Raw genomic sequence first — 23,496 nt, forward strand, 5'->3', positions numbered from 1 at the left:
AGGGGTTGTGATTATTAGTTAAATAAGCGTTAATAAACGAAAGCTAAGTTTTTAGCCTAGAGTACAAGGGTTTGCTGCTTATCAGCCTTAACTAATCAGGGATTATCCGGTGAAGTTCATAAAGCGATTATTCATATTTACATTGATTTGCATGATTCTTGGAGTCAGTACAATTTTCGGGTTTTATTTTTACGTAAAACCAGAGTTGCCTGATGTTGCCACTTTGCGCGACGTAGAACTCCAAACGCCGATGCAAGTCTTCAGTCAAGACGGTAAGCTGATCTCTCAATTTGGTGAAAAGCGTCGTAATCCAGTCACTTATGACGAGATTCCTCGCCACTTAGTTGAGGCTCTGATTGCCACCGAAGATAGCCGTTTCTATGAACACCCAGGTATTGACCCAATCGGTATCACACGTGCAGCACTCGTGGTTGCAATGTCGGGTTCAGCCAAACAAGGTGCGAGTACCATTACTCAGCAGCTTGCGCGTAACTTTTTCTTATCTAATGAGAAAAAGATTATGCGTAAGATCAAAGAGATCTTCATTGCGATCCACATTGAGCAACTTCTTAGTAAAGAAGAGATCATGGAGCTTTACGTCAACAAGATCTTCCTTGGTCACCGTTCGTATGGTTTTGGCGCGGCAGCACGTGTTTACTTCGGTAAAGATCTTCCTGATCTCACGCTGAGTGAAATTGCGACCCTTGCGGGTATGCCAAAAGCACCTTCGACAATGAACCCTATTTACTCTGTTGAGCGCGCGACTAACCGTCGTAACGTTGTATTGCGTCGTATGTTAGACGAGAAATACATCACTCAAGCAGAGTTCGATGACGCTCGTAGCGAAGAGCTTATCTCGAAATACCACGGTGCAGAGATCGAACTGAGCGCGCCATATGTTGCTGAAGTTGCACGTGCTTGGATGGTGGAACGCTATGGTGAAGAAGCTTATACATCAGGCATGAAGGTCTACACGACCGTTGATTCGAAACTGCAAAAAGCAGCGAACCAAGCCGCAATTAAGAACCTACTTGGCTACGATGAGCGTCACGGCTACCGTGGTGCTGAAAAAGTATTGTGGCAGACTGCGCAATCAGCGTGGGATCAAGAACAAATCGTTAAACACCTTAAGTCTCAACCAACCTATGGTGACCTAGTCCCTGCTGTTGTTACCGCGGTTGATTCGAAAAGTGCTCAAATTTGGGTTAAGAACCAAGGTGAAGGCACTATCGAATGGCAAGGCATGAACTGGGCGCGTAAATTCCTAACGGATAACCGCCAAGGACCAGCGCCTTCTCAAGCGAAAGAAATTCTGGCGGTTGGTGAACAAATCTGGGTTCGCCATGAAGCCGTTACCGGCGATGAAGTCTCTGAAGAGCCGACAGAAGAGTCAGCGACTGCAGAATCAGAAACACCGATTGTATGGCGACTAAGCCAAGTACCGAATGCGAACACAGCATTTGTTGCAATGAACCCGAACAACGGCGCGGTATTGTCGATGGTCGGTGGCTTTAACTTTGTCCACAACAAGTTCAACCGTGCAACGCAATCTATTCGTCAGGTGGGTTCTGGTATCAAACCCTTTATCTACTCAGCAGCGATTGAGAAAGGCTTAACGCTAGCCTCACTGATCAACGATGCACCGATTAACCAATGGGATAAGAGCCAAGGTACCGCATGGCGACCAAAGAACTCGCCACCGACTTACGTGGGTCCAACTCGTTTACGTATTGGCTTAGCTCAGTCTAAAAACGTAATGGCGGTACGTGTACTGCGCGAAGTAGGTCTAGATGATACTCGTAACTACCTAACTCGATTTGGCTTTGATATTGATGAAGTTCCGCGCTCTGAAACCATTGCTCTGGGTGCGGGTAGCTTAACGCCAATGAAAGTAGCTCAAGGTTACTCAGTATTCGCTAATGGCGGCTACTACGTTGAACCTTTCTACATCAGTCGCATTGAGACACCATTTGGTGAGACTGAATTTGAAGCGACACCAAAAGTGGTTTGTAAAGACGATTGCCAACAGCAAATGACCTCAGACCCAATGGCTGATGAGTTTGCAGAGCAAGATGTGGATGCCAAAGTACAATACGCACCTCAAGTTATCTCTGAACAGAACGCATTCCTTGTTCGTGAAATGATGTACAGCAACATCTGGGGTGGCGGTGATTGGAGCGCTGGCACGGGTTGGAACGGTACTGGTTGGCGTGCACAACCGTTGAAGCGTCGTGACATTGGCGGAAAAACGGGTACCACCAACGATTCTAAAGATACTTGGTACAGCGGCTACGGCCCTGGCATGGTGGCTACGGTATGGGTTGGTTTTGATAACCACAACCGAAACCTAGGCCGTACTAAAGCGAACTCGAACCTTGGTAAAAATCAGATTACTGGTGCAGAAGCTGGCGCGAAAACAGCAGAACCTGCATGGGTTGATTTTATGGGTACGGCGTTAGCGGGTGTTCCAGCTGAGCGTAAAGAAATTCCGGAGAACATCGTCCGTGTTCGAATCGACCGTGAAACTGGCTTACTGACCAACAAGTTCGATAGCTCATCAATGTTCGAGTACTTCGAGAAAGGCACAGAGCCAACCGAGTACATCACTGAGCGTTTCAATGATGACATCTACTCAACCTCATCAGGTGAAGCAGTAGAAGAACTGTTCTAACTAGGGTTTGTAGAACCTAGTAACATGAACCAACAAAAAGGGTTGATATGAATTCATATCAACCCTTTTTATATATCTATATCTGACCAGACTAGGCTCTAAATTCAAGCGCTAAGCCGTCTTCTCCAGTTGAGTTCGAATCGTCTCAGCCAATTGCTCGAAACGTCCCTTCAATGGAGAGCCCGGACGGTAGGCAACAACAATGCGACGTGAAGGTGTTGGATTCACAGCAGGTACGTAACACACACCGTCTTTCTGCTTCTCTTTCGGCACCGATAGCTGAGGAAGCAAGGTAATCCCCGCCCCCGCCGCGACCATGTTACGCAGCGTTTCTAAGCTGGTTGCCTTAAAGCGCTCATCATCTTTGGCGCCCGCAGCAAAACAGAAGCCCAAGGCTTGGTCTCTCAAACAGTGACCGTCACCTAGCGCAAGTACGGTTTGTCCATTTAGCTGCAGCATATCGACAGTGTCTTGCTGAGCCCACTCGTGGTCACATGGAACGGCAACACTTAACGGCTCGTCATACACATCGATCTCTTTGAACACCGCCGTTTCATCAACCGCAGCCAGTACTAAGCAATCAAGCTTGCCATCTTCAAGTTGGCTCACTAACTGATGGGTCTGAGCTTCATGCAGGTAAAGCTCAAGATCTGGGAAGCTCTCTTTAAGATGAGGAACAATCTTAGGCAAGATGTAAGGACCCACGGTTGGAATAAAACCAATGTGCATTGGCCCCGTCATCGCTTCACCGTGTCCACTCGCCATATCTTTAAAAGTTTTCACTTCATTGAGAATACGCTTGGCTTGTTCAACAAGTTGTAACCCTGATTCTGTAAATATCACCTTCCTTGGACTACGCTCGGTTAACTGAAGTCCAATTTCATCTTCGAGTTTGCGTATTTGACCGCTTAGTGTCGGCTGACTGACAAAGCACGCTTCTGCCGCTTTTCGGAAGTGTTTATGCTCTGCGAGCGCCACCAAGTATTCAAAGTCACGAATGTTCATGATCAGTCTCTTACCTCAGGTTTTAATAAGAACAAGGGTTCTAATAGAAACATTTAAAAGAAAAATGCTATTGATAGAATTTACCTATCAAAACCATAACATCAAACGATTAGAGCTATCAAAGGATTTATCTAATAATGGGCTCAACGAAACGAAACAGAGCGAAGAAAAACGTTAAGCTCTGATAGAACAAAATTAAAAATACTATTTAAGGAAATCAATATGTTTGCATCTAAAGAAGGTCAATCAATCCCTCAAGTAACATTCCCAACTCGCCAAGGTGATGCATGGGTTAACGTAACTACTGAAGAGCTATTCAAAGACAAGACAGTTATCGTATTCAGCCTACCAGGTGCGTTTACGCCAACATGTTCGTCAAGCCACCTACCTCGTTACAACGAGCTACACTCTGTATTCAAAGAAAACGGTGTTGATGACATTCTGTGTGTTTCAGTAAACGACACATTCGTAATGAACGCTTGGAAAGCAGACCAAGAAGCGGAAAACATCACATTCATCCCAGATGGTAACGGTGATTTCACAGACGGCATGGGTATGCTAGTTGAGAAAAACGACATCGGCTTCGGCAAACGTTCATGGCGTTACAGCATGCTGGTTAAAAACGGCGTGGTAGAAAAAATGTTCATCGAAGAAGACGTACCAGGCGACCCGTTCAAGGTTTCTGATGCAGATACTATGCTTAACTACCTTGCTCCTGAGCACAAAGAGCAAGAGTCAATCACAGTATTCACTAAGCCAGGCTGTCCTTTCTGTATGAAAGCAAAACAGAACCTAATCGACAAAGGTCTGAACTACGAAGAAGTGGTTCTAGGTAAAGATGCAACAACAGTAAGCCTACGTGCAATCTCTGGTCGCACTACCGTTCCTCAAGTATTCATCGGTGGCAAACACATCGGTGGTAGTGAAGAACTAGAAACTTTCCTAGGCTAATCGCTTCATCGCCGATATAGGCTTAGAAGTATCAGCTAACCCACCCTCTTGTGGGTTAGCTATTCCAAACACTCTTATCTGAGTTTTGGGAAAAGAATATAGCTGGTGACTCGCCTGTCTTTTACTAACCTATAGTTAGCAATAAAAGCAGAGTCACAAGCTAAATCTAATAAAACAGAATCACAAAACTGACCCGCAATCCTGACTCTCAAAAAATCATCAGAGTTGGAGGGGTTCGTTCAAACCAAATTTAGCCATTGCGAGAAAATTATTATGAAACAAGTCAATGTAGATGTAGCAGTTATCGGGGGCGGTACGGCAGGTTTAGGTTCTTACCGCGCTGCAAAAGCACACACTGACAGTGTCGTGATGATTGAAGGTGGCCCTTACGGTACAACCTGTGCTCGTGTTGGTTGTATGCCATCTAAACTGCTTATTGCAGCTGCGGAAAGCGTACACCAAATCGAGAAAGCTCCGGCTTTTGGCGTTCACCCACAAGGTGATATCGTGATTAACGGCCGTGAAGTGATGGACCGAGTGAAGTTTGAGCGTGACCGTTTTGTTGGTTTTGTTTTAGAAGGTGTTGATGAAATCCCAGAGCAAGACAAGATCTCTGGTTACGCAAAATTCTTAGACGATAACACGCTACAAATTGATGACCACACGGTTGTCACCGCTAAGCGTATTGTTATCGCGACCGGTTCTCGCCCTGCATACCCTGCCGTTTGGAATGAACTTGGCGATCGCCTGATCATTAACGACGACGTGTTCAGCTGGGATGATTTACCAGAATCGGTTGCGGTATTTGGCCCTGGTGTTATTGGTCTTGAGCTTGGTCAGTCACTGCACCGCTTAGGTGTGAAGACCAAACTGTTCGGTTTGGGTGGTCAAGTTGGCCCAGTAACTGATCCAGAGATCATGGCTTATGCAGATAAAGCTTTCAATGAAGAGTTCTATCTCGATGCCGACGTGAAAATCGAAAGCATGAAGCGCATTACCACTGAATCGGGTGAGCCACGTGTCGAAATCCAGTTCATCAATAAACAAGGTGAATTAGAAACTAACGTCGTTGAATACGTACTAGCAGCAACAGGTCGTCGCCCTAACACTGACAAGCTTGGCTTAGAGAATACCTCTCTAGAGCTTGATGAACGTGGTGTGCCAATCGCAGACCACTACACGCTACAAACATCACAACCATCAATATTTATCGCTGGTGATGCGAGCAACCAACTGCCTCTACTGCATGAAGCAGCAGACCAAGCTCGTATTGCGGGTGACAATGCAGGTCGCTTCCCAGAGATTCGTGCAGGCCTACGCCGCTCTAAAATCTCGGCAGTATTCTCTGACCCGCAAATCGCGATGGTTGGTGAAACCTACAAAGAGATCACCACACGCTTGGGCACATGTGGCTGTTTCGCAACGGGTGAAGTGTCTTTCGAAAACCAAGGTCGTTCTCGAGTGATGCTGCGCAACAAAGGTATTCTGCACGTATACGGCGAGCAAGGTACAGGCCGCTTCCTTGGTGCTGAGATGATGGGACCAAACGCAGAACACTTGGCTCACTTGTTAGCATGGGCACACCAGAACAAGATGACGGTTTCTGAGATGCTAGACATGCCGTTCTACCACCCAGTAATCGAAGAGGGTGTACGAACTGCCCTACGTGACCTGAATGCGAAACTGCACCTAGGCCCAGAGATGGTGAAACACTGCCTAGATTGTGGCCCTGGTTGTTAATCTCAGACTAGCGCCAGTCAATTAGCAGTTAACAAACGTTAGATACTAAAAAGGAAAGCCATTGGCTTTCCTTTTTATGTTTTGGCAACGAGCAAATAATAGATTCCCGACCACGCTCCTTCGTCGCTTTCGGGAATGACGCTGCTTTGAATACAGAGCAAACCCGAAGCGCAATAAGAACAACGCGTCAACTAAACCAAGCTTTAACTCGTCATTCCAGAACCGAGGGACGAGGTATCTGGAATCTCTTGAAGCAATTGCCGGTAGCTAAAGACTTAGCTATTACTTCTCAGCAGCAATCACAGAGATCTCAACAAGTAGCGCTTCGCGAGCCATGTCGCCAGTCACACATGCGCGAGCTGGAGCGTGGCCTTCTGGAACCCATGCATCCCAAACTGCGTTCATTTCTTGGAAGTCTTTCATGTCTTTCAAGTAAATCGTTGCTGACAGCATGTGCTCTTTGTCGCTGCCTGCTTGCTCAAGTAGGGCTTCCACTTTATCCAGCATCGTCTGTGTTTGCTCAGTGATGTCTTTGGTTGCATCAGCACACACTTGGCCACATAGGTAGATAGTGCCGTTGTGTTTCACAATACGGCTCATGCGTTGTTTGGTTTCTTGGCGCTCAATCATCGACTTTCTCTCTCTGTGTCACCGTGATCCAATATCTTGTGACGTGTTATTATCAGGGCAACAAGCATAACGCGAATCAAACCCAAGATGACATGCATTCATTGCAATAAAAGTGAAAAAATCCGTAACAAACTCGGTCGCTGCCAGCGTTGCATGAATCAGCTGATGGTGTTGTCGATTTTGAGTTGGGGAGTATGGTGGCTGTTTTTCAGAGAAGACCCAAAAACCATCAATGCCATCGCGTTGATGATGGCCGCTTTCGCGTTCAGTGGCTTGCTGTCGTTGCATTGGGTCATGAAGTTTGTGGTGCTACCGTTAAAGGGCAAAAAACGTTAGCTGGAAGTCTTTATTGGATAAAGAGTAGTGATTAGAGACAGGGCTAAACAATCCGATAATTCATCATAATTTTCGAGCTATTGTCATTTCCCGAACAGCAGATAGAAAAAAGCCCCAGAACCAATCGATTCTAGGGCTTTCTTAGAAAATTCTAAGAAAAAGCAGTGGTACTTTAATAGACCGGGCTTTTCTTAGTTTGTTCCCAAAAAAGATCAGATTTTTGATCTTTTTTTTAGGAGCTATAAAATCAATGCCTTATGCAACATTAACCTTAGCAATTATCTGCTCTACCAAGTTCACTTCCAATGCCACTTCATCACACGCATGTTGACGAGGACACTGGTCACAATCTTTCAGTACCTTCTCAGGCAGCAGAGATTTCGATGTTGGTAAGAAATCATGCTTCATAAAGAACTCTGGAGTACGAGTCAGCACAAACACCTTCTTGATGGCCATTTGTCGCGCTTTCTCAACCAAGTGCTGCACAATTGCGGTACCCTGCCCTTGACCTTGCCAGCCAGCTTCGACACCCAGTGAACGGATTTCCGCTAAGCCAGAGTCATAGACATAAAGCGATGCACAACCGGTCACCTCACCATGATGTTCTGCGACGGCAAATGAGCCAATATCACGCACCAGTTCATTACGAGAGCGAGGCAGGTTTTCACCCATGTTCGCCCAGTAAGCAACCATGCCTTCCAACGCTTCAATATCCGTCAGACGAGCAGGACGAACCTTCACGATGGAAGTGTCACGCTGTGATAAACGCTTCTCAGCTTGGTCAACCGCGTAAGCCACTTGCTGTGGTGATACACCGCCTAGCGCGCTACGTTTTTCAAGACACGATTCAATGGTTAGGATGTCATACACATCCTCTTCAATCACCTCAGAGAACTCTTTCATCTCTGCGATGGTTAACTCTTCTAATGCACAACCTTTAGCAATCGCCGCCACTACCGTCACACCAACAATATGGTGAGCTTCACGGAAAGGAATGCCTTTCGCTACTAGGTAATCAGCCAGTTCGGTTGAGTTCGCGTAGCCTTGTTTCGCTGCTTCAAGTGTCCGTTCGCCATTCACTTTAATGCCGTCAAAACAAAGAGCAGCCATTTCCATACAATCATTCCAAGTGTCTAAAGCGTCGAACAGACCTTCTTTATCTTCTTGCATATCTTTGTTGTAAGCCAAAGGCAGAGCTTTCACTGTCATCATCATTGCGGCTAATGAACCATAAACACGGCCAGTTTTGCCACGGATAAGTTCGAGCGCATCAGGGTTTTTCTTTTGTGGCATCAGAGATGAACCTGACGTCACGGTATCCGCTAACTCGATGAAGTTCGATTCACCTGAGTTGTAGAAAATCATATCTTCAGCAAGACGTGAAAGGTGAAGCATTGAAATAGAAGCGATCGACATCAGCTCCATCACATGATCACGGTCAGAAACTGAATCTAGAGAGTTGCGCGTTGCACGACGGAAACCTAAGTTGTGAGCTAACTCTTCACGGTCCATCGGGTAAGCAGTTCCTGCAAGGGCACCAGAACCCAGCGGACATGTATCTAGACGCTTAATCGCATCATTCAAACGAGAATAATCACGCTCAAGCATTTCAACGTAAGCCAAGCACCAGTGAGCAAAAGTTACCGGCTGAGCACGTTGCAAGTGAGTGTAGCCAGGAAGCACGGTTTCTTGATGCTGAGAAGCAACATTCACCATTTGGCTTTGCAGACGGTCAAGCGCGAGTAGCAGTTGGTTGCCTTGTTGACGACACCATAGTTTAAGGTCGGTCGCCACTTGGTCGTTACGAGAACGGCCAGTGTGAAGTTTTTTGCCCAAGTCACCGACTTTGCCGATAAGTTGCTGCTCAACCCAGCTGTGAATATCTTCTGCATCAGAACGTAGAATCTGTTCAGGATCTTCCATCACCTCAAGTTTTAGCTCATTCAGCGCTAACTCAAGCTTCTGTTGCTCTTCTTCTGTTAATACGTTGACCGACAGTAGAGCTTTAGACCAGGCAATTGAGCCCACAATGTCTTGCTCAGCCAATCGGTAATCAAAACGAAGAGAATCGTTAAAATCTTTGAACCGGGTGTCTGCTGCTTGGGTAAATCTACCGCCCCATAATGCCATTGTGTATCTCCTAATTGCACAGTGCTCACTGTTTTTGCAAATGATAATTCTGATTAAGATTCAGTATTTTTCTGATGGTTTAAACTTACGGCAATTCAAAATGAAAATAAAGTATTAATTCATTATTTTCACATATTTATTCACCAACAGTTCAATCCATTGATTATTTTTAGCGTGGAGCGCGAATTATATGCCATCCGATAGGAAAAACCGAAGCTGATTTATTAGGCAAATAGAAAGTAAAAAGCCCACTCACTAATCAATAGTGAATGGGCTTTGCATAATAATGTCTGTTTACTAACCTTCAATCTTTCATCAAAGGCTAGCTCACTAACTCATTGTTAAGATTACTTTTGGCTATTCAAAGCACGGATACGGCTTGATAGCGAGTAAAGGCGGATGAAGCCTTCAGCATGGCTTTGGTCGTAAACTTCATCTTCACCAAAGGTTGCAAACTCTTCTGAGTACAGGCTGTTGTCAGAACGCTTCTGAGTCACCGTTGCATGGCCTTTGTAAAGCTTGATAACCACTTCACCATTCACGTCTTGTGCTAGCTCTTCTGTCGCGGCAAGGATTGACTTACATAGTGGAGTGAACCAACGACCATCGTATACAAGGTGAGAAGCCTTAACACCGAGCTCTTCACGGAATTCGAATGCCGCTTTATCAAGAACCAGTTGCTCTACTGCACGCAGTGCTTCCATCATGATTGTGCCACCCGGAGTTTCGTAACAACCACGAGACTTCATGCCAACAAGACGGTTCTCTACGATATCGATACGACCAACACCGTGCTTAGCACCTTTCTCGTTTAGGTAAACCAGTGCGTTGTATGGCGTCATTGTTTCGCCATCAACCGCAACCACTTCGCCTTTTTCAACTTTAAGCGTCACTGTTTCAGATTCGTTTGGCGCTTGCTCAGGGTCTACAGTCCAAGCCCAGCAATCTTCGTTAGGTGCATTCCATGTGTTTTCTAGAACGCCGCCTTCTGTTGAGATGTGCCATGCGTTTGCATCACGCGAGTAAATCTTAGTAAGAGAAGCCGTACAAGGGATGTTACGCTCAGCCAGGTAATCTAGACACTCTTCACGACTCACTAGATCCCATTCACGCCATGGTGCAATTACGTGTAGATCAGGTGCTAGTGCAGCAAATGCGCCTTCAAAACGAACTTGGTCATTACCTTTACCAGTACAGCCGTGACACAGTGCGTCTGCACCTACTTTACGTGCGACTTCAACCTGTGCTTTCGCGATGATTGGACGCGCCATCGACGTACCTAGTAGGTATTTACCTTCGTAGTAAGCGCCCGTTTTCAGCGTTGGGTAGATGTAGTCAGCAACCATCTCTTCTTTAAGGTCTGCGATGTAACACTCAGATGCACCAGAAGCTTTTGCTTTCTCTTCGATACCAATCAACTCTTCGTCGCCTTGACCAACATCCGCAACAAACGCAACCACTTCACAGTCATAGTTCTCTTTCAACCATGGAATGATTACTGATGTGTCTAGACCGCCAGAGTAGGCTACTACAACTTTCTTTACGTTAACTTTGCTCATTTTCTTTCTCCTAGTTTCCATACTGCACATGGCGGTCAGCGTTGGAAATGACTTCATAATTATATGTTTATTTAATTTGTCTAAATTCTTTAAGTAGTGACTCGTTGTGAAACCTACTGAGGTAAAAACTGTGTTCCTATGCTTTTACCTGAAAACAGTTGTGTTAGCTTTTCTGGGTATCGCCAAGTGGCAACTTCGATTGGTCGTCCAAGGTCGTTAGCGGCTTCTAGTGCGGCTTGAACCTTAACGATCATGCCGTCGGTAATCACTTTGCCTGTAATAAGGTCATCAGCTTGTTGTTGATTAAGGCTTGGAATGAGGTGACCTTTGCCATCCAACACACCACTTACATCAGAAAGCAGTACCAGTTCAGCATCAAGTGCGCCTGCAACGGCAACCGCAGCTTGGTCGGCATTGACGTTCATCAGTTGGCCTTGCTCAGTCAGACCAATCGAGCTAATGATAGGCAGTGCGCCCGCATTAAGAATCGCTTGCAGAACGGTTGAGTCGCCCGGCTCCGCTTTTCCTACCGCCCCCAGTTCAGGGTTCAGTTCGCTCACTTTGCATAAACCACCGTCTGCTAGGCTTAAACCAACGGCATTGATACCGTCTTTAATCGCCTGACCTTGAAGTAATTTATTCGCCGTGCCCGCTAATGCACCAGCGATCACTGGGATCTGATCATAAGGAGTAACACGTAGCCCTTCTTTCTTAACGGTTTCGAGGTTCAACTTATTCATCAAATCATCAACAAGGTAACCGCCGCCGTGAACAATCACGATTGGTCGTTGTGCCTGTTGTTGGTAAGCAGAGATAGCACCAAATAACTTGCTAAGTGTTTCACCACAAGATAGCGCAGCGCCACCTAACTTTATGATTAATGGTTGATTATTAAGGCTCATATCTAGATTTCCTTACACTAACGCAGTTAATGGCGCAAAACCATAACGTAAATTCAAACACTGCATCGCTTGGCTAGATGCACCCTTTAATAAGTTATCAATCGCTGAAACAACGATGATGTGATGACCTTGAACCTTCCAACCTAAGTCGCAGAAAGGCGTCTGCTCTACATCTTGAATTCTTGGCAATGTCTCTTCGAGTAATCTCACCGCAGGTTTACCTTGGTAAGCTTGCTCGAAGGCATCTTGTATCTGTTGTTCTGTCACGCCTTCAGCCAATTTCATGGTAATGGTTGCCAAAATGCCACGCTTAAAGTTGCCGAGGTGCGGGGTAAAAATCACATCACATCCTAAATGTGCAGCCATTTCAGGTTGATGACGGTGATTGAAGACGCCATAAGCTTGCAGGCTTACTTCGCAGAAGCTGTTAACCATCGTCGCCTTGCGGCCTGCACCAGTCACACCGCTAGTCGCGTTAATCACTGGCCATTGGTTTTCATCCAGTAACTTGGCCTCAACCAAAGGTTTAATCGCCAGTTGTGATGCCGTTGGGTAACAACCCGCGACAGCGACAAGCTGAGCTTCTTTAATTTCTTGTTCGTTCCATTCCGCTAAACCGTAAGCCGCTTTGTCTAGCCATTGTTCGTGTTGATGTTCAAAACCGTAAAACTCTTGATAGAAGTTTTCGCCTTTAACTCTGAATGCTCCCGATAGGTCGAAGACTTGGCAATCGTTCTCTAGAAAGATTGGCGCTAGGTCGTGACTAACCTCGTGTGCCGTTGCTAAGAAAATCACATCAGACTGTTTAGCTACTTCTTCCGGATTTGTTAAAGGTTGTACTGGCATATCAATCAAACCAGCTAACTTACCGTGCAGTGCCGCAATAGGTTTACCTGCGTCTACACTATTGGCTGAGACATATAAACCTGATAGCGTGAGCTCAGGGTGTCTGTTTATCATTAGAGCCAGTTCTGCTCCTGTGTAGCCGCTTGCGCCAATGATCGTGGTTTTCAACATCTCAACACATCCATTTTTGAGGTAAGTTACATTTCAAATTTGACTATTCATACTTAATTTTTAGCTTTATTTGATTTCTTATGCATTAAATATGATTTAATATGTGTTTTACCGACTTATGGTTTTCCTGTCAATAGTAGAAGTGAAGTTATTATGCAATTACCGAGTTTTCTTGAGGTCTACAAAGGCCTAATTTCCACAGACTCTATTAGCTCGACCGATCCAAGCTGGGATCATGGCAACGAGAAAGTGATCGAAAAAATGGCTCAATGGTTTAAAGACGTAGGCTTTAGCGTTGAAGTCGTGGAAGTCGAACCCGGCAAGCATAATATGGTCGCTAAGATGGGATCGGGCGAAGGTGGCTTGCTACTCGCAGGACACAGCGACACAGTGCCATTTGATGAAGGACGTTGGAACTTCGACCCTCACGCACTAACAGAACACAACAATCGCTTCTATGGATTAGGCACAGCCGATATGAAAGGCTTTTTCGCTTTCGTTTATGAAGCGGCAAAGAAGATGGATTGGAGCAAACAGACCAAGCCGCTATATGTATTGGCAACCTGTGACGAAGAGACCACCATGCTGGGTGCGCGTCATTTCACTGAAAATGCACCGTTTAAACCGGATTACTGCATTATTGGTGAGCCAACCAGCCTTGTGCCGATTCGTGGCCATAAAGGCCATGTTGCTAACGCTGTGCGAGTAACGGGTAAATCAGGTCACTCTTCTGATCCTGCATTAGGTGTCAACGCCATCGAGATCATGCATGAAGTGTTGTTCGCTTTAATGCAACTGCGTGACAAGCTAGTCAAAGAGTATCACCACCCGGGTTTCGCAATTCCAAGCCCCACTCTAAACCTTGGCCATATTCACGGTGGCGACAGCGCGAACCGTATCTGTGGTTGCTGTGAGCTGCACTACGATGTACGTCCTTTACCGGGTATCAGCTTAGATGGTTTGGATAACATGCTGCGCAGCGCACTCAAAGAAGTAGAAGCAAAATGGCCGGGCAGAATTGAGATTACGCCACTGCACGAACCTATCCCGGGTTACGAGTGCCAACATGACCATCCATTTATCGGTGGCATGGAATCAGTTTGCGAAACTGAATCACAAACCGTGAACTACTGTACAGAAGCCCCTTTCCTTCAAGAACTTTGCCCAACCTTAGTGCTGGGTCCAGGCTCAATCGACCAAGCTCACCAACCAGATGAGTTCCTAAGCTTCGATTTTATCGATCCAACGATTGATGTTCTGAGTAAGTCGATCCGCAAATATTGTTTCTAGTTATTACTTTTCTTCCAATATTTTCGTATAAAAGCTACCCGAAAAGGTGGCTTTTATTCTGTTATCCCAGGCACAGCCTGATCTTGTAATTAAATTTCACTTTAATTCCGAACTATTGGGAAATTTACTTCTCCCGCATTTCGAAAACTAATAATTGCAAACTTAGAATGCTTTATTTGACTAGATACAGCACTTTTCGCTAGATTGTGTACTTAACAAGGAACAATGGATGTAATTTTTTTACGAGGCAGGATGACAATGAACGAGAAATACGCCGCTCTCAAGAGTAACGTAAGCATGCTGGGACGCTTGCTAGGTAACACAATCCAAGATGCACATGGTGACGTTATCTTAGAGAAAGTGGAGACTATCCGTAAACTTTCCAAATCCGCCCGCGCAGGCAACAAAGCTGACCGTGACAGCCTAGTTGAAGAAATCAAAAACCTGCCGAACGAACAACTCACTCCTGTTGCTCGTGCATTTAACCAATTTCTCAACCTCACCAACATGGCAGAGCAGTACCACACCATCTCTCGCCACTGTGAGGAGCATGTTTGCGAACCAGACGTGCTGCAATCTCTATTTTCCAAATTAAACCAGAATGACATCAGCAAGCTAGATGCGGCTCAAGCCGTTCGCGACCTGAACATTGAACTCGTTCTGACTGCACACCCAACAGAAATCACTCGTCGCACCATGATCAACAAATTGGTTAAGATCAACGAGTGTCTGTCTAAATTAGAATTAAGCGACCTATCACACAAAGAGCGCGTGAAAACAGAACGTCGCCTAGAGCAACTTATCGCTCAAGGTTGGCACTCAGATGTGATTCGTCAGCAACGCCCTACGCCACTTGATGAAGCGAAATGGGGCTTTGCGGTTGTTGAAAACTCACTTTGGGAAGCTGTACCAGATTTCCTACGTGAAATGGACGGCCGACTAAAAGGCTACCTTGGTGAAGGTCTACCAATTGATGCGCGCCCGGTACACTTCTCATCTTGGATGGGCGGTGATCGCGATGGTAACCCATTCGTAACGCACACCATCACCAAAGAAGTACTGCGCCTATCTCGCTGGAAAGCCGCTGACCTTTACCTAGGTGACGTAAACGAGCTGATTACCGAACTATCGATGACTAAGTGTAATGATGCCGTTCGTGAACTAGCGGGTGATGAGCATGAAGCTTACCGAGCAATCCTAAAGAGCCTACGTACTCTGCTGAACAACACGTTAGAAGTGCTGGATGCAAAACTGCATGATGCTGAAGTACCGAAGAAAGAAACACTACAGAACATCGACCAACTTTGGACACCGCTTTACGCGTGTTACCAATCGCTGCACGAATGTGGCATGGGCGTAATCGCAGACGGTTCTCTACTTGATACCTTGCGCCGCCTAAAAGCATTCGGTGTACACCTAGTGCGTCTCGATGTTCGTCAAGAAAGTACACGTCACTCAGATGTGCTGTCTGAACTGACTCGCTACCTAGGCATTGGCGACTACGACCAGTGGAGCGAGCAAGACAAGATTGCTTTCTTAACCAATGAATTAAGCTCTAAGCGCCCACTACTTCCTCGTGATTGGGAGCCATCTGAACAGGTTAAAGAGGTTTTAGACACCTGTAAGGTCATCGCTGCTCAACCTCGTGAAGCCTTCGGCGCTTACGTGATTTCTATGGCTCGTACTGCATCGGATGTACTGGCTGTTCACTTGCTGCTGCAAGAGTGTGGTTGCCCGTATCGCATGGACGTGTGTCCACTGTTCGAAACGCTAGACGACTTGAACAACTCAGAAGCAGTGATGAAACAGCTAATGAGCATCGACTTGTACCGTGGCTTTATCCAGAATCACCAAATGGTGATGATCGGATACTCTGACTCAGCGAAAGATGCGGGCGTAATGTCTGCAGGTTGGGCTCAATACGATGCAATGGACAAACTGGTTAAGGTTTGTGATGAAGAAGGCATTGAACTGACTCTATTCCACGGTCGTGGCGGTACGGTTGGTCGTGGTGGTGCTCCGGCGCACGCTGCTCTTCTTTCTCAGCCACCTAAGAGCTTGAAAGGCGGTTTACGTGTAACAGAGCAAGGCGAAATGATCCGCTTTAAACTTGGCTTACCAGATGTTGCTGTAAACAGCTTTAACCTATACGCAAGTGCGATTCTAGAAGCAAACCTTCTACCACCACCTGAGCCTAAACAAGAGTGGCGCGACCTAATGGAAGTGCTGTCTCAAGTCTCTTGTGAGGCTTACCGTAACGTGGTTCGTGGTGAAGAGAAATTCGTACCTTACTTCCGTCAAGCGACACCTGAACTGGAGCTAGGTAAACTGCCTCTTGGCTCTCGCCCTGCGAAACGTAACCCGAACGGCGGCGTAGAAAGCCTACGTGCGATTCCATGGATCTTCTCTTGGAGCCAAAACCGTTTGGTACTGCCTGCATGGTTAGGCGCTGGTGAAGCGATTCAGTACTCTGTAGATCAAGGCCATCAAGCCCTGCTCGAAGAGATGTGTCGCGAGTGGCCGTTCTTCTCTACCCGTCTCGGTATGTTGGAAATGGTGTACTCGAAGTGCAACATGGAAATCGCTAAGTACTACGACCAACGCCTTGTTGACGAAGAGCTATTACCATTAGGTGAGTTACTGCGTGAACAGCTGCAAAAAGACATCAAAGCCGTGCTAAATGTTGAGAACAACGAGAACCTAATGCAGAGCGACCCTTGGGGACTTGAGTCAATCCGCCTACGTAACATCTACGTTGAGCCACTAAACATGCTTCAAGCTGAACTGCTTTACCGTACTCGTAAGTGTGAAACACCACCAGCAGAGCTTGAAGAAGCGCTAATGGTGACGATTGCAGGCATTGCAGCAGGCATGCGAAACACTGGTTAATTAGTGATTCCTACCATTCAACAGACAAAAGGTCGCCTAGTGCGACCTTTTTATTTCACAAAATAAGCAATACTGAGTTTTTTGTCAGTTTTTTGGGTTATTTTGTCCATGTATTCTACTTTATGCTTATTATTTAGATATACTACTGCTCCGCTGCGGAAACACTCCAAAAAATAATCTGCAGCATCTTGACCAATAAACTGGTCAACCTAGGTGATAAACGGCTTTGTAAGGTGACATAACCAACCGATGAGTTGGTGCTACTTAGACATAACCAATATAACGTGCCATTAGAAGCACACTTGTTGTTTAAGTATTTGTTTACTGTTTACCATTTGGATTTCAGACATGTCATTACCACACGTAATTCTAACCGTTTTAAGTACACGCGATGCTACTGGTTACGATATCACAAAAGAATTCTCCGCAAGCATTGGTTACTTCTGGAAAGCTAGCCATCAACAAGTTTACCGCGAGCTAAATAAAATGGCTCAGAACGACCAGGTAACTTGCGTGCTTGAGCCTCAAGAAGGCAAACCTGATCGTAAAGTTTACTCTATCACTGATGCTGGCCGTGGCGCGCTAGGTGAATGGTTTGAACAACCAACTGCACACCCAACCGTTCGTGACGAGTTCTCAGCTAAGCTAATGGCTTGTGCTGTACAACCTTCTGACGCTTACCGTGTACAACTTGCTGAGCTAGTAGAAGAGTCTCGCAAACTGGTTTCTCACTACCGTGAAATCGAAGCAGCTTACTACGCAACGCCATCGACACTAGACAAGCAAGCACGCCTTGAGCGTCTAACACTTCGTCGTAACCTACTTATCCGTGAAGCATGGATTGTATGGGCTGAAGAAGTACTGCTTGAACTTGGCGCTCTAGCTTAAGTTAAGCTAGAAAAGCAAAAGGCTTGAACTCTATGAGTCCAAGCCTTTTTTGTATCTATAGGATTTGAAATGTTACTGCCAGAGGCTTTTTACAAGTGCTTAGGCTTTACTTCTTAGACTTTTCTTACAGCGCAGCGACTTGCGGACGAACACCTAGCGTATGGCAAAGTGCATAAGTCATTTCTGCACGGTTTAGCGTGTAGAAGTGGAAATCTTTCACACCTTCACGGCTCAGTGTACGAACCATATCAATTGCTTGGCTAGCACCAACAAGCTGACGAGTCGTTGGATCATCATCCAAACCTTCAAACTGCTTCGCCATCCAGCCCGGTACTTTTACGTTGTTCATCGCAGCAAAGCGAGATGCTTGCTTGAAGTTAGAAACCGGCAGAATGCCCGGTACAATCTCAACATCAACGCCAGCCGCTACACAGCGGTCACGAAAGCGTAGGTAGCTCTCTACATCAAAGAAGAACTGAGTGATGGCACGGTTGGCACCCGCATCCACTTTACGCTTTAGGTTAATAAGATCAGATTGAGCGCTTTTTGCTTCAGGGTGAACCTCAGGGAATGCCGCTACTGAGATATCAAAATCGTGGCGAGATTTAAGTAGCTCGACTAGGTCAGATGCGTACATCTCTGGCGCGCCGCCGCCTGCTGGAATATCACCACGTAGCGCAACAATACTCTCGATACCATTTGCCCAGTAATCGTCGGCAATTTGAATCAGCTCTTCACGGCTTGCATCAATACACGTTAGGTGCGGTGCAGCCACTAGGCCGGTTTGGTTTTTAATTTCTTTAATGATTGAGTGGGTACGGTCACGTTCACCCGAGTTTGCACCGTAAGTTACCGATACAAATTTTGGTTGAAGTGTTTTAAGGCGGTGAACAGAGTTCCACAGGGTCTCTTCCATCTTCTCACTGCTCGGTGGAAAAAACTCAAATGACACATTGATGTTGTCAGAAAGCTCAGCGATATTCTGATTTAAAGCGTCGATATGACTAGCGTGTGTGTATCCCATCTTACTCTCCCTGTGGCAAAAGCAACCACTAAAAACTCAAATCCTTAAACGACGTTTAGACGTCTATATGTCTGTAGAATGTATTGAATACGATTTAATGTCAACAGATCCATTATGAATTTTTCTCAAGTAGATCGTGAGTAAAACTCAAGTCGTTAGATGGGTCGCAAAGCAGAAATAATGTAGAAAAAAGGCTGAAAAACACATCGTGCTTTCAGCCTTATTTATCTTAGTGAATAGTATGCCATTTACGTACTAAAACAATTGATCTGAGTTTCAAACCAACCGATATGAGTATCAGAACAGACTAGACATTCTGTTTAGATCAGATTGAATTGCACCTGCCGTTACTTCACGACCGGCACCTGGGCCACGAATAACCAACGGATTATCTTTGTACCATTTGCTCTCAATCGCAAAGATGTTATCGCAAGGCAGCAAGTTCGCTAGAGCGTGTTCTTTAGATAGGGCTTCAACAGCTACGGTTGCCTTACCATTCTTCTCTAAACGCGCTACGTAACGCAGAACCTTCTGTTGAGAGTGCGCTTTCTCTAAGCGCTCCGCCAACTCTTCGCTTAGCACAGAAGCCTTATCAAAGAAGTCATCTACCGACAGGTCTTGCAACTCTTCAGGTACCAGTGATTCCACTTTTACGTTTTCAGGTTCGATATCCAAACCAGATTCACGCGCCAGAATCACCAGCTTACGCATCACGTCTGAGCCATCTAGGTCAGCACGAGGGTCAGGTTCCGTAAGGCCTTGTTGCCATGCTAAGTCAACCAACTCGCTGAACGGCACGGTGCCATCAAACTGTTGGAACAACCAAGACAACGTGCCCGAGAAAATGCCAGACAACGCAATGATGTCATCGCCACTTTCACGTAGGTCACGTACCGTGTGGTTAATCGGCAATCCAGCACCCACTGTCGCGTTGTACAACCAATGACGGCTGATCTTAGCGAAAGCATCTTGTACTTGATGGTAATACTCGCTCGATGCAGAACCTGCCACCTTGTTCGCCGAGATTAGGTGAATACCTTGTTGTGCGATTTGCAGATACTTTGCTGCAAGCACTGGGCTCGCAGTCACATCCAGAACCACTGCTTCGTCATAACCTTGAATAGAGCCCAAACGCTCTAACCAGTCGTTACCATTGTTAGCAATAGCTTCGTCGTCAAAGCGCTTACCTACCGAAGTCGCATCAATGCCTTGATCGTCGAACCAATAGGTTTGGCTATCAACCACGGCAACCAATTCAAAGTTCATTCCACGGCGCTTTTCAAGTTCCGCTTTTTGCTCAGCAAACAGGCTTAACCAGCTTGAACCAATATTGCCCTTACCACACAAGGCAATCGCAACACGCTTCTGCGCTTGGAACAGTTGAGAATGAATGCCTTTCACTAGACTTGATGTTTCACTCTTACGAATCACAGCCACCAAGCTTAAGCCTGAGTTCGCTTCTGAGATGAACTCAACCGGCGAGCTCTTAAGCTGCTGGTAGAAACCGTAGCAATGGTTAGGGTTCTTAGTCACACCCGCACCCACTGCAGCAATCAGAGAGAAACCTTCTTTTAGCTTAATTTCCGCTTCAATCGCATGGTCTTGGAGATATTCTAATGCACCACCAGCGATCTCTTCTGTGTAGGCAAGACGCAAACAGTGTTGATCCGGTTCAAGCTCATAAGCAAGCGGCTCAAGTTGAGCACGCTTAAGCCCTTCAAGCACTTCACTCTCTAGACGGTCGAAATCATGGCCGTGACCAAAGGTCAGTTGCACGATAAGCACTTCATCCAAAGAGGTAATGATTTTTGCGCCACGACCCGATGCCAGTACACGCTCGATCTGTGTAGAGCCCGCCTCCGGCTGATAGCTGCAGCGTAAGCTGAGATCCATAGCACTTTGAGCCACAGGCTGTAGCGTTCGGCTGTGAAGCACTGGAGCGGCAAGACGAGCCAATTCGCTGGCTTCATCAAGGCGAAGTAGAGGCAATAGACACGCATCTGAAACCAGACGAGGGTCAGCGCTGTAAACGCCTGCCACATCACTCCAAATCGTCACGCGTTCAACTTCAGCCAAAGCACCAATCACGGTTGCTGAGTAATCCGAACCGTTACGGCCAAGCAATACCGTTTCACCCTCGCAGTTCTGAGCCATAAAGCCCGTAATCACCACGCGGCAATGTGCATGCTGCGCCAAGGCTTCTTTGATCAGAGGGTAAGAACGTGCGCGGTCGACTTCAGGCTGAGCGCCCACTTCTGCACGTAAAAAAGCACGCGCATCTTGAGCAACGGCTTGTAAATCATGCTGGCACAACAAAGCCGCGAGTAGACGTGAAGACCAAACCTCACCGTGTCCAAGCACTTTTGCTTTTTGTGCTTCGCTCAAGGGAGCCGTTAGCTCACCCAAAGCGGTAAATTCTTGTTGAATGGTTGAAGTAAGTTGTGCGGCTGATTCACCCTCAAGCAGTGCTTCAATCAGATCGAGTTGGAACTGACGAAGTGCTTGTAGGCATTCATGGGCAATACGACCATCTTTGTCGAGCGCTTCAACAAATTCAATCAAACGGTTGGTTGTTTTGCCTGCTGCCGATACCACCACCAAATCAGATGCTGATGAGTATTCTCTAAGAATGTTGACCACGCGTTGGTAACATTCAGGATTCGCTAAACTGCTGCCACCAAATTTATGTAGCTGGCGAAAGGTTGCCATTATTAACCCTCCCCTTCAGCGATAAAGCGCTGTGTTCTTTCAAACGCTTGCTTGAGGTCATCGATTAGGTCTTCTGCATCTTCAAGGCCAACAGATAGACGCAGTAGTTGCTGAGAAACACCCGCTTCTGCTAAGGCTTCTTCACCCATCGCGCGGTGAGTCATCGACGCAGGGTGACAAATCAGGCTTTCAACACCGCCCAATGATTCTGCCAAAGAAAACAGCTCTAACTTATCAACAAAGTATTTAAGCGCCTCGAATGAGCCCGCAAACTCAAAACTGAGCATGGAACCAAAGCCCGATTGCTGTTTCTTCGCGATATCATGACCCGGATGTTCAGGAAGGCTTGGGTGGTAAATAGTGCCAACAAGATCTTGTTGCTGCAGAGACGCTAGAATTTCACGTGAGCTTTCTTCGTGAACTCGCATACGCGCACCTAGCGTACGAATACCACGTAAAGTCATGTAGCTATCAAATGGTGTGCCGGTCGCACCAATACAGTTGCCCCACCATGCTAACTCTTCAGCGTGTTCTTCTGTCTTAGTGACCACAACGCCACCAATAACATCTGAGTGTCCATTGATGTACTTAGTGGTTGAGTGGATAACAAAATCAGCACCCAGCTCTAAAGGCTTTTGGAACACAGGTGTCAAAAACGTGTTGTCGACAGCAACCAGAGCACCAACCTCTTTCGCTTTGCGGCAAGTTTCTGCAATATCAACCACACGAACCAGTGGATTCGATGGGGTTTCAATTAAGATCAACTTTGGCTTAAGCGCAATCGCCGCATCCAGAGCAGCTTGATCCGATTGATCAACGAACAGAACTTTGAAGTCACCTTTTAGCGAGCGAGTGTTAAACAGACGGTAAGTACCGCCGTAGCAATCGTGCGGTGCAATAATAAGATCATCGCCGCCTAAGAAAGCCGAAACCCATAAGTTAAGCGCCGAAGTACCACAGTTAGTCACAACCGCGCCTTTGCCTGATTCAAGCTCAAACAGTGCCGTCTCTAATAAACCGCGGTTTGGGTTACCAGAACGGGTGTAATCGTACTTTGGCACTTCACCAAAAGCGGGAAACCCATAGTTAGTCGAAAGATAAATGGGTGGGACAACGGCATGGTGTTGCGTGTCTGACTCGATACCAGTACGTACTGCGATTGTTGCTGGCTTCCGGCTGCTCATAGGTGCTTCCTTACAAGTTTTGCGTCTGAGAATCACAGCGGCTTGTCGGCATTTTGCGGCTGTGTTAGATATATGTTATTCACTTTACTTTCATAAACGTGAGACGTCAACACTTCTAGACGTCTATATGTCTTTGCTTATGGCAGTAAATCCCGCTAAAATCACCACTATTAATTTATTCTAACAACTAAAGTGATGAAGGTACGCAATGGCCGACTGGAATGGTGAATACATAAGCCCATATGCTGAGCATGGAAAGAAAAGCGAACAAGTAAAGAAAATTACAGTTTCTATCCCTCTAAAAGTGTTAAAGGTTCTTACTGACGAGCGTACTCGCCGCCAGATTAATAACCTACGCCATGCAACAAACAGTGAGCTACTGTGCGAAGCCTTTCTACATGCGTACACAGGCCAACCACTACCAACGGATGAAGACCTTCGTAAAGACCGCCCAGACGATATTCCTGCTGAAGTGAAAAAGCTGATGACAGAGATGGGTATCGAGTTCGAAGCGTTTGACGAAGAATAAAAACAACTCAGTCACTGCCTTCATTATTGATTCGCTCTAGCT

Annotated in this window: 18 protein-coding genes; 9 read left to right on the forward strand and 9 right to left on the reverse strand. The window is 46.3% G+C overall.

All coding sequences use genetic code 11. The features are described from left to right. Positions 1 to 109: 109 nt before the first annotated feature. Positions 110 to 2,671 (forward strand): penicillin-binding protein 1A, encoded by a 2,562-nt coding sequence (locus tag AB4133_RS16035; protein ID WP_032546261.1) that lies wholly within the window; start codon positions 110 to 112, stop codon positions 2,669 to 2,671. Between the two features lie 111 nt (positions 2,672 to 2,782). Here AB4133_RS16035 and oxyR read toward each other — a convergent pair whose 3' ends face one another. Further along, the gene (oxyR, locus tag AB4133_RS16040) at positions 2,783 to 3,676 is read right to left on the reverse strand and encodes a DNA-binding transcriptional regulator OxyR (RefSeq protein ID WP_017061132.1); all 894 of its coding nucleotides are present in this window, start codon (positions 3,674 to 3,676) and stop codon (positions 2,783 to 2,785) included. Here oxyR and AB4133_RS16045 point away from each other — a divergent pair. The 3 genes from AB4133_RS16045 (at position 3,675) to AB4133_RS16055 (ending at position 6,367) form a co-directional block, all read left to right on the forward strand. Continuing rightward, a complete protein-coding gene (locus AB4133_RS16045) occupies positions 3,675 to 3,854 on the forward strand; it encodes a hypothetical protein (RefSeq protein WP_017096544.1) in 180 nt (59 codons plus the stop codon). The genes oxyR and AB4133_RS16045 overlap by 2 nt on opposite strands. 44 nt (positions 3,855 to 3,898) lie before the next feature. Beyond that, complete coding sequence (locus AB4133_RS16050) at positions 3,899 to 4,627, forward strand: glutathione peroxidase (protein WP_017061133.1); 729 nt, start codon at positions 3,899 to 3,901, stop codon at positions 4,625 to 4,627. Positions 4,628 to 4,900: 273 nt separating this feature from the next. Continuing rightward, positions 4,901 to 6,367: a dihydrolipoyl dehydrogenase gene (locus AB4133_RS16055; RefSeq protein WP_372225027.1), complete on the forward strand. Its 1,467-nt coding sequence runs from the start codon at positions 4,901 to 4,903 to the stop codon at positions 6,365 to 6,367. A gap of 282 nt (positions 6,368 to 6,649) precedes the next feature. Here the strand turns inward: AB4133_RS16055 and AB4133_RS16060 are convergent, their stop codons facing one another. After that, positions 6,650 to 6,997 carry a RidA family protein gene (locus tag AB4133_RS16060; protein ID WP_004729674.1) on the reverse strand — a complete coding sequence of 116 codons (348 nt, stop codon included), beginning with the start codon at positions 6,995 to 6,997 and terminating at the stop codon, positions 6,650 to 6,652. 87 nt (positions 6,998 to 7,084) lie between these two features. On the opposite strand from AB4133_RS16060, the gene AB4133_RS16065 reads away from it, so the two are divergent. Further along, a complete protein-coding gene (locus AB4133_RS16065; RefSeq protein WP_029235423.1) occupies positions 7,085 to 7,333 on the forward strand; it encodes a DUF3624 domain-containing protein in 249 nt (82 codons plus the stop codon). A 255-nt stretch (positions 7,334 to 7,588) separates the two neighbouring features. Here the strand turns inward: AB4133_RS16065 and argH are convergent, their stop codons facing one another. From argH to argC, 4 genes are all read right to left on the reverse strand, one after another. Then, the gene (argH, locus tag AB4133_RS16070; RefSeq protein ID WP_017061136.1) at positions 7,589 to 9,463 is read right to left on the reverse strand and encodes an argininosuccinate lyase; all 1,875 of its coding nucleotides are present in this window, start codon (positions 9,461 to 9,463) and stop codon (positions 7,589 to 7,591) included. A gap of 347 nt (positions 9,464 to 9,810) precedes the next feature. Continuing rightward, positions 9,811 to 11,022, reverse strand: a complete 1,212-nt coding sequence (locus tag AB4133_RS16075) for an argininosuccinate synthase (protein ID WP_017061137.1) — start codon at positions 11,020 to 11,022, stop codon at positions 9,811 to 9,813. Between the two features lie 113 nt (positions 11,023 to 11,135). Next, complete coding sequence (gene argB, locus AB4133_RS16080; protein ID WP_017061138.1) at positions 11,136 to 11,924, reverse strand: acetylglutamate kinase; 789 nt, start codon at positions 11,922 to 11,924, stop codon at positions 11,136 to 11,138. Between the two features lie 12 nt (positions 11,925 to 11,936). Continuing rightward, positions 11,937 to 12,941: an N-acetyl-gamma-glutamyl-phosphate reductase gene (gene argC / locus AB4133_RS16085; protein ID WP_017061139.1), complete on the reverse strand. Its 1,005-nt coding sequence runs from the start codon at positions 12,939 to 12,941 to the stop codon at positions 11,937 to 11,939. A gap of 153 nt (positions 12,942 to 13,094) precedes the next feature. Between argC and argE the strand changes: the two genes are divergently transcribed. The 3 genes from argE to AB4133_RS16100 all read left to right on the forward strand — a co-directional run bounded on the left by argE (position 13,095) and on the right by AB4133_RS16100 (position 18,008). Then, positions 13,095 to 14,231, forward strand: coding sequence for an acetylornithine deacetylase (gene argE, locus AB4133_RS16090; protein ID WP_009848891.1), 1,137 nt, complete (start codon positions 13,095 to 13,097; stop codon positions 14,229 to 14,231). Between the two features lie 252 nt (positions 14,232 to 14,483). Then, positions 14,484 to 17,120, forward strand: a complete 2,637-nt coding sequence (gene ppc, locus AB4133_RS16095) for a phosphoenolpyruvate carboxylase (protein ID WP_017063683.1) — start codon at positions 14,484 to 14,486, stop codon at positions 17,118 to 17,120. Between the two features lie 348 nt (positions 17,121 to 17,468). Then, complete coding sequence (locus AB4133_RS16100) at positions 17,469 to 18,008, forward strand: PadR family transcriptional regulator (protein WP_017061141.1); 540 nt, start codon at positions 17,469 to 17,471, stop codon at positions 18,006 to 18,008. A 124-nt stretch (positions 18,009 to 18,132) separates the two neighbouring features. Here AB4133_RS16100 and metF read toward each other — a convergent pair whose 3' ends face one another. From metF to AB4133_RS16115, 3 genes are all read right to left on the reverse strand, one after another. Continuing rightward, the gene (metF, locus tag AB4133_RS16105) at positions 18,133 to 19,032 is read right to left on the reverse strand and encodes a methylenetetrahydrofolate reductase (RefSeq protein WP_004729683.1); all 900 of its coding nucleotides are present in this window, start codon (positions 19,030 to 19,032) and stop codon (positions 18,133 to 18,135) included. A gap of 297 nt (positions 19,033 to 19,329) precedes the next feature. Continuing rightward, positions 19,330 to 21,741 (reverse strand): bifunctional aspartate kinase/homoserine dehydrogenase II, encoded by a 2,412-nt coding sequence (locus AB4133_RS16110; protein WP_372225029.1) that lies wholly within the window; start codon positions 21,739 to 21,741, stop codon positions 19,330 to 19,332. Positions 21,742 to 21,743: 2 nt separating this feature from the next. Continuing rightward, complete coding sequence (locus AB4133_RS16115) at positions 21,744 to 22,925, reverse strand: O-succinylhomoserine (thiol)-lyase (RefSeq protein ID WP_017061143.1); 1,182 nt, start codon at positions 22,923 to 22,925, stop codon at positions 21,744 to 21,746. A gap of 208 nt (positions 22,926 to 23,133) precedes the next feature. On the opposite strand from AB4133_RS16115, the gene metJ reads away from it, so the two are divergent. Then, the gene (gene metJ, locus AB4133_RS16120) at positions 23,134 to 23,454 is read left to right on the forward strand and encodes a met regulon transcriptional regulator MetJ (protein ID WP_004415993.1); all 321 of its coding nucleotides are present in this window, start codon (positions 23,134 to 23,136) and stop codon (positions 23,452 to 23,454) included. The last annotated feature ends 42 nt before the right edge of the window (positions 23,455 to 23,496 follow it).

It is taken from the genome of Vibrio sp. 10N.286.52.F8, assembly GCF_041468745.1.
GTDB classification, from domain to species: domain Bacteria; phylum Pseudomonadota; class Gammaproteobacteria; order Enterobacterales; family Vibrionaceae; genus Vibrio; species Vibrio crassostreae_C.

What these genes read in the sequence shown, in the direction of transcription:
- AB4133_RS16045 (WP_017096544.1), top strand. Translation starts at nt 3,675, where the DNA reads ATGATCAGTCTCTTACCTCAGGTTTTAATAAGAACAAGGGTTCTAATA.
- oxyR (WP_017061132.1), bottom strand. Translation starts at nt 3,676, where the DNA reads ATGAACATTCGTGACTTTGAATACTTGGTGGCGCTCGCAGAGCATAAA.
- AB4133_RS16050 (WP_017061133.1), top strand. Translation starts at nt 3,899, where the DNA reads ATGTTTGCATCTAAAGAAGGTCAATCAATCCCTCAAGTAACATTCCCA.
- AB4133_RS16055 (WP_372225027.1), top strand. Translation starts at nt 4,901, where the DNA reads ATGAAACAAGTCAATGTAGATGTAGCAGTTATCGGGGGCGGTACGGCA.
- AB4133_RS16060 (WP_004729674.1), bottom strand. Translation starts at nt 6,997, where the DNA reads ATGATTGAGCGCCAAGAAACCAAACAACGCATGAGCCGTATTGTGAAA.
- AB4133_RS16065 (WP_029235423.1), top strand. Translation starts at nt 7,085, where the DNA reads ATGACATGCATTCATTGCAATAAAAGTGAAAAAATCCGTAACAAACTC.
- argH (WP_017061136.1), bottom strand. Translation starts at nt 9,463, where the DNA reads ATGGCATTATGGGGCGGTAGATTTACCCAAGCAGCAGACACCCGGTTC.
- AB4133_RS16075 (WP_017061137.1), bottom strand. Translation starts at nt 11,022, where the DNA reads ATGAGCAAAGTTAACGTAAAGAAAGTTGTAGTAGCCTACTCTGGCGGT.
- argB (WP_017061138.1), bottom strand. Translation starts at nt 11,924, where the DNA reads ATGAGCCTTAATAATCAACCATTAATCATAAAGTTAGGTGGCGCTGCG.
- argC (WP_017061139.1), bottom strand. Translation starts at nt 12,941, where the DNA reads ATGTTGAAAACCACGATCATTGGCGCAAGCGGCTACACAGGAGCAGAA.
- argE (WP_009848891.1), top strand. Translation starts at nt 13,095, where the DNA reads ATGCAATTACCGAGTTTTCTTGAGGTCTACAAAGGCCTAATTTCCACA.
- ppc (WP_017063683.1), top strand. Translation starts at nt 14,484, where the DNA reads ATGACAATGAACGAGAAATACGCCGCTCTCAAGAGTAACGTAAGCATG.
- AB4133_RS16100 (WP_017061141.1), top strand. Translation starts at nt 17,469, where the DNA reads ATGTCATTACCACACGTAATTCTAACCGTTTTAAGTACACGCGATGCT.
- metF (WP_004729683.1), bottom strand. Translation starts at nt 19,032, where the DNA reads ATGGGATACACACACGCTAGTCATATCGACGCTTTAAATCAGAATATC.
- AB4133_RS16110 (WP_372225029.1), bottom strand. Translation starts at nt 21,741, where the DNA reads ATGGCAACCTTTCGCCAGCTACATAAATTTGGTGGCAGCAGTTTAGCG.
- AB4133_RS16115 (WP_017061143.1), bottom strand. Translation starts at nt 22,925, where the DNA reads ATGAGCAGCCGGAAGCCAGCAACAATCGCAGTACGTACTGGTATCGAG.
- metJ (WP_004415993.1), top strand. Translation starts at nt 23,134, where the DNA reads ATGGCCGACTGGAATGGTGAATACATAAGCCCATATGCTGAGCATGGA.